The 13,346-nt window shown below is 68.4% G+C and carries 8 protein-coding genes; 2 read left to right on the top strand and 6 right to left on the bottom strand.

Translation table 11 applies throughout. The features are described 5' to 3' along the window. Entirely contained in the window at positions 1-714 is a 714-nt protein-coding gene (locus tag RZN05_RS04145; protein ID WP_317225360.1) for a response regulator transcription factor, read from the top strand. On the opposite strand, the gene RZN05_RS04140 is transcribed toward RZN05_RS04145, so the two are convergent. The 5 genes from RZN05_RS04140 to RZN05_RS04120 all read right to left on the bottom strand — a co-directional run bounded on the left by RZN05_RS04140 (position 709) and on the right by RZN05_RS04120 (position 6,200). Further along, on the bottom strand, positions 709-1,173 hold the full coding sequence (locus RZN05_RS04140) for a Csu type fimbrial protein (protein ID WP_317225359.1): 465 nt from the start codon (positions 1,171-1,173) through the stop codon (positions 709-711). The two genes, RZN05_RS04145 and RZN05_RS04140, sit on opposite strands and share 6 nt — an antisense overlap. Beyond that, positions 1,164-3,425, bottom strand: a complete 2,262-nt coding sequence (locus RZN05_RS04135; protein ID WP_317225358.1) for a fimbria/pilus outer membrane usher protein — start codon at positions 3,423-3,425, stop codon at positions 1,164-1,166. Before RZN05_RS04135 ends, RZN05_RS04140 begins: the two co-directional genes overlap by 10 nt. A gap of 47 nt (positions 3,426-3,472) precedes the next feature. Next, positions 3,473-4,162 carry a fimbrial biogenesis chaperone gene (locus RZN05_RS04130; protein ID WP_317225357.1) on the bottom strand — a complete coding sequence of 230 codons (690 nt, stop codon included), beginning with the start codon at positions 4,160-4,162 and terminating at the stop codon, positions 3,473-3,475. A 47-nt stretch (positions 4,163-4,209) separates the two neighbouring features. Further along, the gene (locus RZN05_RS04125) at positions 4,210-4,710 is read right to left on the bottom strand and encodes a Csu type fimbrial protein (RefSeq protein ID WP_317225356.1); all 501 of its coding nucleotides are present in this window, start codon (positions 4,708-4,710) and stop codon (positions 4,210-4,212) included. A 191-nt stretch (positions 4,711-4,901) separates the two neighbouring features. Next, positions 4,902-6,200, bottom strand: a complete 1,299-nt coding sequence (locus RZN05_RS04120) for a serine hydrolase domain-containing protein (RefSeq protein ID WP_317225355.1) — start codon at positions 6,198-6,200, stop codon at positions 4,902-4,904. A 111-nt stretch (positions 6,201-6,311) separates the two neighbouring features. On the opposite strand from RZN05_RS04120, the gene RZN05_RS04115 reads away from it, so the two are divergent. Continuing rightward, positions 6,312-6,449 (top strand): hypothetical protein, encoded by a 138-nt coding sequence (locus RZN05_RS04115; RefSeq protein ID WP_317225354.1) that lies wholly within the window; start codon positions 6,312-6,314, stop codon positions 6,447-6,449. Between the two features lie 74 nt (positions 6,450-6,523). Here RZN05_RS04115 and RZN05_RS04110 read toward each other — a convergent pair whose 3' ends face one another. Continuing rightward, complete coding sequence (locus RZN05_RS04110) at positions 6,524-13,174, bottom strand: autotransporter domain-containing protein (RefSeq protein WP_317225353.1); 6,651 nt, start codon at positions 13,172-13,174, stop codon at positions 6,524-6,526. Positions 13,175-13,346: the final 172 nt, after the last annotated feature.

Here is a 13,346-nt window from a genome sequence, read left to right as displayed (position 1 = left end):
ATGCAACAATATAACGCACTCTTCTCGCCCAATGCGCCGCAGGCGACCGGCGCGCGAACCCATCCGAAACGGCTACCCGACGGCTCGTCCCATGCACTGCGAAAGGTGTATATCGTCGACGACGAGCGTGCGTCGCGGCAGTCGCTCCATTTGCTGGTCACCGCGCTCGGCTATCGCGCCCGGCCGTTCCTGAGCGGAATCGACTTTCTCGAGGAAATCGACTCGCTGCGCCCCGGATGCGTGCTGCTCGATCTGTGGATGCCGGGGCTCGACGGGATCGAGGTGTTGCGGCGGATGGGCGGGCGGTTCGATGTCCTCCCCGTCGTGATGCTGACCGCACACGCCGAGGTCGCGACGGCGGTGAGCGCGCTCAAGCTCGGCGCCAGCGACTTCCTCGAAAAGCCGCCCAACCAGCGGCTGCTACAGGAGGCGATCGCGCGCGCATTCGAGACGATCGACCGCGAGCAGGCCGCGAACCAGGCGTTCACCCACAATGCGCGGCTGATCTCCTCGCTCTCGACGCGCGAGCGCGAAGTGCTCCAGGGGCTGGGCGCGGGGATGTCGAACAAGGTGATCGCCGCTGAGCTCGGGCTCAGTGTCCGCACGATCGAGATGCACCGCGCGCGGATGATGGACCGGCTGGGCGTCAAGACCGTCGCCGACGTCGTCGCACTGGCGATCGGCATGGGGATCGCAGGCAAGCCGCGATCATAGCAGCCGCAGCGCGATCATCGGCGCCTGGAAATAGGCGCCAGCGCGCGCGCGCTGGCCGCCCGGCAGCCGTCCATAGACGGTGTGCGAGATGCTCCGCCGCTCGCCCGGCGACAGCGACATGCTTCCCGCCAGCGTCGCGGTGCCGCCCAGCCCGTCGCCCCAGCGCCGTAGCCGCGGGGAGTCGACGAAGATGCCGTAGCGCAGCGGCGGCCCGCCCTCGGGCGTCTCGAGCAAGTCATTCTCCGCCCCGGTCAGCTCGATCTCATAGGCCACGTCCTCGGCCTCGACCGCGGTGCAGGTGACCGTGATCGTCGCGGTGACGTCGGTCGGCCCGCGCACGGTCGGGCGATAGCTGCCGAACACCAGCGGGGTCGCGCGGACCTCGCAGTCGGCAGCATGCGCCGTGCCGGCACTTCCCAGCAGCGCCGCCGCGGCAGGCAGGAGTAGCTTCACACGCATGGCTGCGCTCCGAGATGCGGCATCGCGCCGGCCTGGTCGGGATAGGCAAGCGTCGTGCGGCAGGTGATGCCGCCGGGCATCGTCGTCGTTACGGTCGCCTGTGCGCCGGGCATCTCGAGATAGAGCTCGCCGTCATAGCCGATCGGGGTCGCCTCGCCCCCTTGCGTCTGCGCGAGGCTGCCGACCGGCAGGGGCGCGCCCGCCGCATCGACCAGGCGAACGCGCACCGATCGCGCGCGCTCGATGGGGAAGCGCACGACGGTCCCCGCGCCGCGATAGGGCGTGACGATGCGGCTGGAATCGGTGACGGTCGCTTCGATCGGCAGACCATCGATGTCGATGCTGATACGGTTGACTTCGAACGCGCGCAGGTCGGGCGCGAGCAGCATCCCGGCGCGGTTGGTGCGCCCGATCCGCCGGTTCTCGACGAAGACGTCGACGCCCTGCTGGCCATCGGTGTCGATCACGGCATAGCTGTCGTCGACGCGGTTGGCGAGGAACATGCCCCCATGGGCGACGACGAGCGCCCCCTCGGCCGTGGCGCGCGCGACGGTGCGATTGCGGCCGCGATCGACTCCGATCCCGAACTCGCCATGCGCGGAGCGGTAGCGCAGCTCGCCGAATCCACCGAGCGCGTCCTGGTCGGCCGACAGCGCCGCGCGCCAGCCCCAGTCGCCGACCCCGGTCACCGGATCGCTCGCCTGGAACGTGGCGCTGCGGCGGCCGCTGGCGGCGCTGGCAGTGGCATTTGCAGTGGCGCCGCCGCCCAAGGCGAGCGAGAGCGACAGCATCGCGCCGGTCCCCCCGGTGCCGGCGAGGTCGCGATAGCCGGTCGCGAACAGGCGGAAGCGATCGGCGAGCGAGCGCTGCCAGCTCAGCGTGACGAGCCGCGTATCGGCGCGGTTCGCCCAGTCGATCGCGGCATAGCCCGCGCCGAACGATCCCCATCCGCCGGTGCGGACGCCGAGCCGCGCGCGCGCCACGGTGCGCGGCTGCTGGTCGCCGTTGATCGCGGCGATGTCGCGATAGCCGCTGTCGGCATGCTGGATCGAGGCGCTGAAGGAGAGGTCGCGCGAGGTGCGGTCGAGCGCGACCGAATAGAGCCCGCCGATCTCGCCTTGCCCCCCGCTCGCCCTGCCCGCGAGCGAAACCGTGCCGAGCGTGCCGACGCGGAAGGTGGCGCCCAGCCCCAGGTTGGCGAGCCCGTCCGCGGCCTCGCCATGCGCCTCGCCGGTAAGCCAGTCGTTGAGCCCGCGGCGGAGCGTCGCGGAGGCGGCGATACCGGCATAATGGTCGCTCGGCTGGCCGAAATCGCGGCGCACCGCGCCGAGCTCCGCGCTGTAGGATTGCAGCCCCGGCGCGAGCATCGTCGGGCTGGCATAAAAAGGGAGTTGCTGGACGACCTGCCGCCCGAGCGCGTCCTGGGTGACGATCGACACCAGATTGGCGCCACTCATCACCGGCAGCCGTGGAATCTCGAACGGGCCCTGGCCGACATTCTGCGAGAGCCTCTGGACGCCGTCGACAAGCACGCTCACCGTGCTCGGCACCGCCGCGGTTCCCGCCGTGCGGGGCACCGGGAAGGTCACCAGATCGGGCCGCATCGAGAAGTCCGAAGCGATCTGCACCCCGCCCATCCGCACCGGACGGCTCCAGTCGGGCCCACCCGAGACCAAGTCGCCGAAGCGATAGACGCGCATCCCGTCGGGGTTCGAATAGGTGACCACCGTATCCAGCCGGCGCACCCGCGCGTCGCTCCGGCCGCCCGCCGCGACGGTCGCCGTCGTGCTTGCGGTGAGCGGGCCATGCGACACGCCCGCCTGGAGCCCGCCGGCGAAGACCGTGCCGTACCGGTCGTCCTGCTCGAACTGGAGGTCGTAGTTGAGCGCGACACCGACGCCCGAAACCGGCGAGAGCGAGGGCGCAACGCCAGCGTCCCTGCCGACGCGCGTCGAGGGCACCGCCCCCTGCCCTGCGTCGAGAATCAGCACCGCCTTGGCGACGTCGTACCGCGCGGCCACCCCCGGCAGCACGTCGATCCGCACCAGCGTGCGCTCTTTGCCGGAGGGCAGGATCAGCCCGATCGCGCGCAGGTCGGAACGGCGCGCGTACAGCGCGTCCCCGCGCTGCGCGAGCTCGATCACCTGGCCGGTGTCGCGCCCGTTGAGAACCACTGCGACCACGGCGCGCTCGTGCGGATCGATGTCACCGGCCGACAGCTCCGCCGACGCGCCGGAACGGTCTTCGGGCATCCCCGCGGACAAGAGGGCCAATGCAACTGCCATGAGCGACACCTCGGCTACTCCGACGGGTGGGACACCGTGGTCTCGACCGTCCGCCCCTGCGTCTTGACCCGGACCTGGACGGCTTGCCCCGGCGCCGTCGCGATCGCGGCCGGCACCGGCCAGCGCCGCTCGCCATCGGCCAATACATAACGGCTGCCATTGCTTGGGATCTCGACATAGCCGCCGCCACCGGTGCGCACCGCGAGCGAATCGATCCGCAAATGCGAGCCGCCACGATTGCGCAGCGTCAGGAAGCGGGTGCCGTTGTCGGCCTGGATCCGCCACTCAGGCGCCGGCCCCTTCCGGCGCTGCACGCCCGCGAACAGCGGCAGCGACAGCGTGAGATGCACCTGCACCTCCCCGCCGCGCGGCGCCTGGGGAAGCCGATCGGCAACGATCCGATAGGCCCGCTCCGTCGCCGCCGGCGCACGCAGCAGCACGCGGACGACCTGTTCCTTGCCCGCCCCCAGCCGTACCAGCGGCGGACCGATCACGACATCCTCGGTCGGCGCGAGCTGGTCGCGCCCGTCGACGCCCTGCTGCCAAATAAAGGCGCGCAGCTGGACGACCTGTTCCTTGTCACCGCCGTTGCGCAACCGCAGCGTGCCGGCCTGCTTGCCCGGGGGAAGCGCGATCACCACCGGATCGACCGACAGCCCCTGGGCCGCAGCCCGGTGCGGCAATGCCGCGCCGAGGGCGAGCACGACGGCAAGGCCCGCTGCGAAAGGGACAGACCTTGCCGTCGCCATGCTCAGTACTCGACCGTGACTTGCACCGTATCCGAATAGGTGTCCGCCTTGGCCGCGGCGAGCGAGGCCGACGGGATCTGCAGATATACGGTGTGTGTCTCCGAATCGCCCGTGCCGGTATAGGCGGCGGTGCCGCCCGCGACGGTCGGCCAGGGGGTCGCATAGTCGTTGGCGGTGAACAGGCCATATGGCAGCGCTTCGGCGGTGTCGGCGCCGAGCAGGTTGCGGCTGCCGGTCGCGAAATTATCGCCATTGTCGATCAGCACGTCATAGCCGGTGCCGTTGGTGCAGGTGACGTCGATGTCGGACGAGCTGGTGCCCGCCGAGGCGCCGGTGAGGCCGGTCAGCGAGATCGCACCGACCTGGTCGATCGTGCAGCTCGCGACGACTTCCGCCGAAATGGTGAGCGCGGCCGGGCCGGCGGTCTGCGCCAGTGCCGGCGTGGCGATGCAGCCAGCGGCCACCAGCCCGACAGGCAGCAGCAACTTACGAGTCGAACGCATTGAAATTCTCCGATTTTCCCTGACAACGCCCGAGTTCGGACGCCCCGCGTTTTTAAGCTTGCGGATTTTCGAAGGCGTATCGGTGCCTGCCGTAGTCTTGCGGTACGGAGGCGTTACAAATTTCGCTGCGGTTTCGGCCAACCGCCCCGCAACCGGGACGGACGCTGGTTAACCAGGCGGCAGGATCAGGATCAGTTCAGCGCCTGGTAGATCAGCGCCCTGAGCTTGCCGTGATCGTCGATATCGCCGGCCGGAAGAAGCTGCGCCATATAGACGACGGTAAGCCGCTCCGCGGGATCTACCCAATATTGGCTGTGATAGGCCCCGCCCCAGCCGAACTCGCCCTCGGAGCCCGGCTCACCCGCCTTGCCCAGGTCCAAGCGGACGCTGAAGCCCAGCCCAAACCCCATGCCGGGATTGTAGGCGATATCGACCAGGTGGTTGCTGACCATCAGCTCGACCGACTTGCGGCCAAGATAGCGCCGGCCGTCGAGCGTGCCGCCGCGGCGAAGCATCTCGAGGAACCGGCTATAGTCCGATGCGGTCGAGAGCAGCCCCGCGCCGCCCGAGAATGCGATGCGCGGCCCTTCGACATAATGCCCGTGCCCGACATACGCGCCGTCACGCCATTCGCCCGGATCGGCCGCGCGCCGGATGCCGCCGGCTTCGGCCGAATAGACGGTCGCGATCCGCCCTGCCTTCTCGCGCGGCGCATAGAAGGACGTGTCCTTCATCCCCAGCGGCCGGATCAGCCGCTCGTCGAGGAACGCCGCCAGCGTCTTGCCGCTGATCTTCTCGACGACCACGCCGAGAATATCGGTGTTGTAGCCATAGACGAACTTCTCCCCCGGCTGCGCCGCCATCGGCAGCGCGGCCATGCGGGCGACAACCGCCGACACCGGCTCCTCGCGGCCGGCGAAATACCAGCCCGAGATGCCCGCATCCTTCCACGCCTTCTCCGCCGGGCCATAGCCGTAGGAGACGCCGGCGGTGTGCGTGAGCAGGTCGCGGATCGTGATTGCCCGTTTGGCCGGGACGATATCATAGCCGCCCTCCGGCTTGGCGACGGCGACGTTGGTCTTGCTCCATTCGGGGAGATACTTGCCGACGGGATCGTTCAGCAGCAGCTTGCCCTCTTCGAGCAGCATCATCACCGCGACACTGGTCAGCGCCTTGGTCTGCGAGGCGATGCGGAAGATCGTATCCTGGCGCATCGGCGCCCGGGCCTCCTTGTCGCGCCACCCCAACGCCCGCGAATAGACGTCGCGGCCATCGTGCCGGATCTGCACCACCGCACCGGCGATCCGGCCGCGATCGACATAGTCCTGCAGCAGCGCGCTGACCCGCTCAAGCCGCTCGGCGGAAATCCCGCCGGCGCTCGCCGGACGCGGCGCCGCGGCGGGCGCCTGCGCGTGCGCGACGCCGGCCATGCCTCCAAGCGCTGACGCGGCCAACAGGCCCGATACGACTAGACGGACCATCGACTTCATTCGCTCTCCCCTCCGGTACAAGCCGGGCACCATGCTTGCCGTGTTCGCGGGAGGTCAAGGGGAACCGCGCTGCTCGCATGCGATCCCAGGCGGCGCTCGATCAACGCTTGTTTGCGCTGGATCAAGCGCCTCGACCGGTCCCGGGCCAACCGCCACGCGATCGCGCTCGAATGCGAGATGCGGTTCGAGGCGCTGCCGATCCCCGGCGAAGCTACGCTGGTTTGCGTGCGCAGGACGCTGGGAACGTAAACCCCCCGGGCGGCGTGTGCCGCCCGGGGGGCCGGGCCAGGTTCAGGAACGGACCCGCCCGCCGGTGCCAGCCGTCAAAAGACGATCTTGAGGCCTCCGGTTATCGCGTGATCGTCGTCGCGCGCGCCCAGCACGCCATCATAGCCGAGGCTGAGGGTGACGTTCGACGACAGCCGCATCTGCGCGTCGAAGCGGGCGAGTGCCGAATCGCGCGATCCCCCGGCGCCGAGCACGGTAAATGGCGCGCCGCCGCCGAATGCGTGCAGGCCTACCGGATCGAGATCGCCCCAGGCACGGTTCCAACCGATCGAGCCGCGGACCGAGATTGCGCCCGCCTGCGCCGTCTCGAGCCGCAGGCCGACCGTCGAGCCGGTACGGTTCTCGCGGATCGCCTGGCCGTTGAGCGCGGCAAGCCCGCCCTTTTCGGTGAACGCATCGGTGCACGCGCGGACGGTGGTCAGGTTAACGAACGGCTCGACATAGCCGCCCGACAGCGGCAGTCGATAGCCCGCCTCGCCATACGCCTGGAGCACCGAGCCCTTGTAGCGCGCGCTGGTCTGGTCCGCGAAGCCCTGGAAGGCGATGCTGCGGCGGGTCTCGGTGGTGGTCCAGCCATAGCCCAGCCCGCCGCGGAGCTGGACAGGTCCCAGGCTCGCGCCGGCATAGGCCAGGGCATGCGCGGTCCTGACCGAGCCGTTGCTGGCGCGCCGATCGACCTGGAGGTCGGTGTCGGTCCAGCCGCCGGCGATGCCGATCGTCGCCGGCCCGAAGGCGCGATCGACGCCGATCACACCGCCGCGCGTATCGCGGTTCATCTGCGCGGCGTTGAAGTCGCCATCATTCTGGCCACTGGCGCCGAAGCCGCGCGCCCAGGCGGTCCACCCTGGCACCCCGCCGGCGAGACGATCGAGCACCGCATTGCGGACGAGCCGGCTGTCGTCGAACATCGCGCTGCGCGCCGAAGGGTGGATTTCCCCCGACAACTGATCAAACGCTTCCTGCGCCGCGGCATCGTTGGGGAGCAGGAGCAGCGCGTCCTTGAGCGCGTTGCCGTCGGGCAGCGCGTCGGCGGCGGCGCCGGTCTCCTTCTGGTTCGGGGTGAGCCCCGCCGCCTCGAACGCCTTCAGCTGCGCGAACTCGATGAACGCGGTGGTGGCGGTATAGCCGTCGCGGACCCCGGCAAAGGCGGTCAGCATCTGGTCCTCGAACGCGAACTGGCCGGTGAGCCCGCCATCGGCCTGGACCACGACATGCTTGCCGTGGAGCACCAGCGGCTGGGCGGCGACGACATTCAAACGGCTGCCCGCCTTGATCGTGACGGTGCCGCTGGTGCGGTACAGGTCCGCACCGGTGGTGCCGGCCACGTCCACCGCGAGCAGTGAGCCACTGGTGAAGGTCGTCGCGGCCGAGGTCTGGACGAGGTCGCCGATGCCACCGTCCTGAAGGCGGAGCGCACCTTCGTTGCGGAAGCGCTCGAGCCCCTGCCAGATCGTGGTCTCCACGGTCCCCGCCAGCGTGCCGCCGACCAGCGTGCCGGTGGCACTGTTGAGCAGCGTATCGTTGACGGTGGCGAAGTTGCTCGTCCCGCCGATGCTCCGCCAGCTGCCCGAATTGACCAGCAGGCTCTGGTCGCCGGCGATCTCGACCGTGCCGATCAGCGTGCCGGCATTGCCGATACCGACTCCGCCGCCGTTCGCGCCGATCGCCCGCGCCGACGCCAGCCCGGAGGTGTTGCGGACGGTGCCGTTGTTGACGATGATCACACTCTGGTTGCCGTCGGCAAAGGCCTCGATGCCGCGAGTGGCGCCGTGCACGGTGCCGCTGACGGTGATGCTCGTATCGCCCAGGCCGAGATTGACTGCGGAAACGCCGCTGATCCCGCCCGAGGCATTGGCCGTCTCGATGACGATGTCGCCCGCCCCGGCGCCCGCAGACCCGCGTATCCCGAACTGGCCTTGTGCGACGACATTGCCGGTCGTGATCACCCGCGTCTCGCCGGTGCCGAGGTTTTCGGTGGTGACCGCGTTGATGCCACCCTGGGCATCCGTGGCGCGGATCGTCAGGTCGGTCGCGCTGGCGCTGTTACGGCCGGTGATCCCGAAATCGGTCCCCGAGACCGCTCCGCTGGCAGTGATGCTGGTGCTGCCGATCCCCTCATTCTCGACCCAGATGCCGGCGAGTCCGCCCGACACGGTGCCGGCCAGGACGGCGACGTCGTCCGCAGTGGCGCCCGTAGTGACGCCGATCCCCGCCTCGCCCTGCGCGTTCACCGCACCATCGGCGCGCACGACGGTGCGGCCGGTGCCGAGATTCTCGGCGATGATGCCGCTTCCGGCGGACTGGACTTGGGCAGAGCGGATACCGAGCCCCTCGGCGCCGGCGCCGTTGTGCGCACGGATTCCGACTTCGCCGGCGGTGACGAGCCCGCTGGCGAGGATCAGCGTGTCGCCGCTTCCCTGATTTTCGGTATCCACGCCGAACGTCCCGCCGACCACGCGGACCGACGCCACGCTGAGATCGATAGATCCGGTGCCGCCGACCATCGCGATGCCGGTGCCCGTCGCGTCCAGTGCAGTCACCGTGCCGGTCGCGGAGATGCCCGCCGAGCCCTGTCCGAAATTCTGGACGGTGATCCCGGAAGCACCGGTGACATCGACGGCGCTCACCGTCAGCCCCTGCGCCGTGACACCCGCGCGCGCGTCGATCCCGGCGACATTGGTACCGGTGACGAGCCCGCTGGCGCTGATGCTGGTGGTGCCGGTGCCCTGGTTGACGACCAGCATCCCCGTCTCGGCGCCCTGCACCCTCGCCGCCTCGAGGCGGATATTCGCGGCGGTGGCGTCGTTGAACACGAACATCCCCATCCCAGCGCTTGCGATGACGGGCCCGGTTGCGACGACCGAGGTGTTTCCGGCTCCCAGATTTTCCATCTGGATGCCGTAGTTTTCGCCTGCCACCTGCGCGGCGCGGAGATCGATACCAGTAGCGCCGGCACCATTCTCGATTGCGATGCCCGCGTCGGCGGCACCCGCTACCGCGCCGGTCGTCTCGACCTCGGTGGTGCCCGTCCCGTAATTATAGGCGAGAATGCCATAGGTCGCGCCGGTTGCGTCGCCAAGCGTGAGGTCGACAGCGCCCGCCGTCCCCTCCGCCTGGACGAATACGCCTGCGCCGTTCGTTCCGGTAGCCGATGCGGCGGCAATGCGCGTGACGCCGGTGCCGACATGCTCGGTAGCGATGCCGTCCTCGGCGCCCACGACCGTGTTGGCCGCAATCGTCAGGTCGGTCGAACCGGCGTCGTTGCGTGCGAAGATGCCGGAGGCGAATCCACCGGTGACCGTTCCGGAGCTGGTGATGGCCGTTTCACCGGAGCCGAGATTTTCGGTGTAGATGCCGCCCGCATTGCCCAGCACGTCGGCCGCGGCGATGCGGATGTCGGTGGAGCCCGTGCCGGTTTCGACGACGATGCCGTAGCCATCGGCCGCGAGCGCGCTGACCGTGCCGCTCGCGGTGATGCTCGCCGATCCGGTGCCGTAATTGGTGACGTTCACGCCCCCGATGTTACCAATGACATCCGCCACATCGATCTCGATGTCATCGGCTTGCGTGAAGGCGAATGCGTTGATTCCGTTCCCCGAGATGCCGGTAACAGTGCCAGTGGCAGCGACGCGGGTCGTACCAAGACCCTGATTGTCAATGACGATACCCGAGGTCCCGGTGACATCGACGACATCGACGGTTAGGCCAAGCGCGGTGGCGCTGATCGCGGCTTCGATACCGTTCCCCGTGGCGCCCGTAACACTGCCAAGCGCACGAAGGCGGGTCGAACCGGTCCCTTCGTTGCGGAGCCGCACACCGCGATCGTCGCCATTGACGACGTTGACCTCGACCCTCAGGTCGGTCCCAGCCCCAATGTTCCCGGCGGTCACGCCATCGAACGAATAGCCGGTGACCGTACCGGTCGAGACGACGTCGGTGCTGCCGGTGCCGAAATTGCTGGCGGCGATGCCAAAGCCGCCGATGACATCGACCGCGGAGACCGAGAGGTTGCGCGCTGTCTCTCGGTTCACTGCGCCAATGCCATCAACGCCGATATTCGCGACCAAACCGGTCGTTTCGACCAGGGTGTCGCCCGTGCCGTCGTTGAACGCCAAAATTCCGGCAAACCCGTTGCCGTTTACGTTATACGCGTGAATCTCGATGTCGGTGGCGCTGAAATCGTTAAGGACATTGATGCCGATGTTATTGGCCCCGGTTACGGTTCCGGTCGCGGTCAACCGCGCAGCGCCAATGCCCGAATTCGCGATGACGGCACCAGCATCGTCGCCGGTCACATCCCCCACGGTGAGATCGACCGAGCCTGCAAAATCTTCCGCACTGATACGGACACCCACACCGCCCAGCCCCGTCACATTGTCAGCAACGACATTGGTCGTGCCTGACCCGGCATTCACCACTTCCATGCCAATACCGTTGGCGATGACATCGGCGACACGGATATTCATGTCGGTCGCGCCGCTGGCATTCTCCGCGACGACCCCATAGTCGGTGCCGTCGACGAGGCCCGTTGCGGTGATCGAGGTTGCGCCGGTGCCTTCGTTGAAGCTGCGAATGCCATAGAAGCCGGAAACGTCGGTCGCCGTGATCGAGATGTCGCGCGCGGATGCGGCGTTGAAGGCAGAGATGCCGTTACCGCCGCCGACGACCGCCCCGGTCGCAACGATCGCGGTGTCGCCACTGCCCTGGTTGTCGGTCTGGATGCCGCTGATGTTGCCGTTGACCTGATTGGCGCGGATATCGATCCCGGTGCTGTTGACGCCGTTTTCGACGTAGATACCGTATTCGCTCAGTCCGGTGACGGTTCCGCTCGCGTCGATGCTGGCCGAGCCGCTTGCCAGGTTGACGACTTCGATGCCGGTGGTGCCGCCGGTCGCCTCGCCAATCGCGACGTTGACCGCGCTGACGGCCCCCTCGGCTAAGACCCGCACGGCAGCCTCGTCCTGGCTGGTCACCTTGTCAGCCAGGACCGTCATCGTCCCCAGCCCGTCACTCTCGGCGAGGATGCCTTGGAGGGTCGCCTGAACCTCGGCTGCGCGCACGATCAGATCGGTGGTCTGACCGTCGCGGTTCTGCGCCAGGATACCATAGCCATAGGGGTCGGAACCGCCGCCCTTTACCAGCCCGGTAACGGCGATGAAGGTCTCCCCGGTGCCTTCGTTGAGCGTGCGGATGCCGAAATTGCCGCCGGTGACATTGACCGCGTCGACGCGGATATCGGTCGAGCCCGCGAAGACATCGACTGCGATGCCGCTGCCCAGCGTACCCACCACATTGCCCGTAGCGTTGACGCGCGCCACGCCGCTGCCCGAATGGATCAGGTTAACGGCGGTGGTGTCGCTAATCACGTCGGCGACATCGATCAGCGCCGTCGTGGTCGCATTCCCGGTCTCGACGAAGACGCCGCTGGACACCGAGTGGATCGCCCCGTTCGAGCGCACCACCGTGCTGCCGCTTCCCAGATTCTGGGCGCGGATGCCGCGCTGCGCGCCGGTCACGTTGTGGACGTCGATCAGGATATCGGTGGCATTGACGTCGTTGTCGACGCTGATCCCGTCGGTACCGAAGCCGAGGATGTCGCCCGTCGTCACCAATGTGGTGGCGCCGGTGCCGCCGTTGATCGCGCGGATGCCGGTATCGCCGATCACATCGCTGGCAGTGATCGAGAGGTTGCCGGCGGCCGCCTGGTTGCTCGCGAGGATGCCGTACTGGCTCGCACCGGTCACCTGTCCGGTAGCGACGATCGACAGGTCGCCGCTGCCCTGGTGATCGGCCATGATCCCGTTGTCGGCGCCGTTCACCGCCACCGCGCGAATGTCGATCCCGAGCGTGTTCGCACCACTCGAGACGCGGATTCCGGCCTGGTCGAGCCCGGTCACCGTGCCGGTCGCGTCGACCTTGCTGATACCACCCCCCTCATTGTCGAGGAAGATGCCGAAGGTGCCACCGGTCACGTCGGAGACGGTCAGGTCGACGCCGCCCGCGCCGGCAAGGGTGCTGATCCGCACGCCTGCGGCGGTGTCGCCCACCACCGCGCCGGTCGCGGTGATGGTAGCAGTCTCGCTCCCGCCATGCTCCACCCGGATGCCGTCGTCGCGGCCATTCACCCGGCCGACGAGCAGGAAAAGCTCGCCAGAGCCGGCGAAGTTGCGGGCGAACACGCCGTTGCCGCCACTATTGGTGATCGCGCCGCCCCAAAGTGCGGCCGTACTGCCGCCGCCATTGTTGTCGAGCCGCAGTCCGTTGCTGCCATTGGCGATGATGCGCCCGCTTGACACTATCAGGAGCTCGCCCGCCGAGGAGCCGCTGGCCCCGGTGGTCGAAAAGCGCGCGCCGGCGCCGGTCAGGATCGGACCACCCGTGAAGCTGATGGCTCCGGCACCGGTGACTTGCAGCGCCACACCGTTGCCGTTGCCGCTGGTATCCACCTCGAAATTCGGATCGGCGGTGACGGTCGCATCATCGCTGACGATGACCTGCGAGACATTGGTCGTCCCCGAACAGGTGAAATTACTCGGCGGACCTTCGACGCATTGCGCATAAGCGGGCGACGCGATGGCCGCGAAGCTGACCGAGGCGGCGAGCGTGGCGAGTTTTGCCGTCTTGCGACGGCGCATGGAGGTCAGCGCCGCTCCGGGGGGAGCGACGTACGCGCTATATCCAGTCATGATCGGTGTTCCTGTTCCTGATTGCGGCCCACGCCGCGGCACCGCCTCAGAAGAAGGGGCGGATCGCGGTTCGAGCCGCCGATTCGATTAGGCCGCGGGAGGCCGCGCAAGCAGGTGCACCGACCGTCGCCGAACGGTGCATCGGAATGCAACGGGTTGCATTCGCGCGGGG

The organism is Sphingomonas sp. HF-S4 (assembly GCF_032911445.1).
Classification (GTDB): Bacteria; Pseudomonadota; Alphaproteobacteria; order Sphingomonadales; family Sphingomonadaceae; genus Sphingomonas; species Sphingomonas agrestis.
The sequence above is the reverse complement of the archived record's forward strand: the minus strand, read 5'-3'. Positions and strand labels throughout refer to the sequence as shown.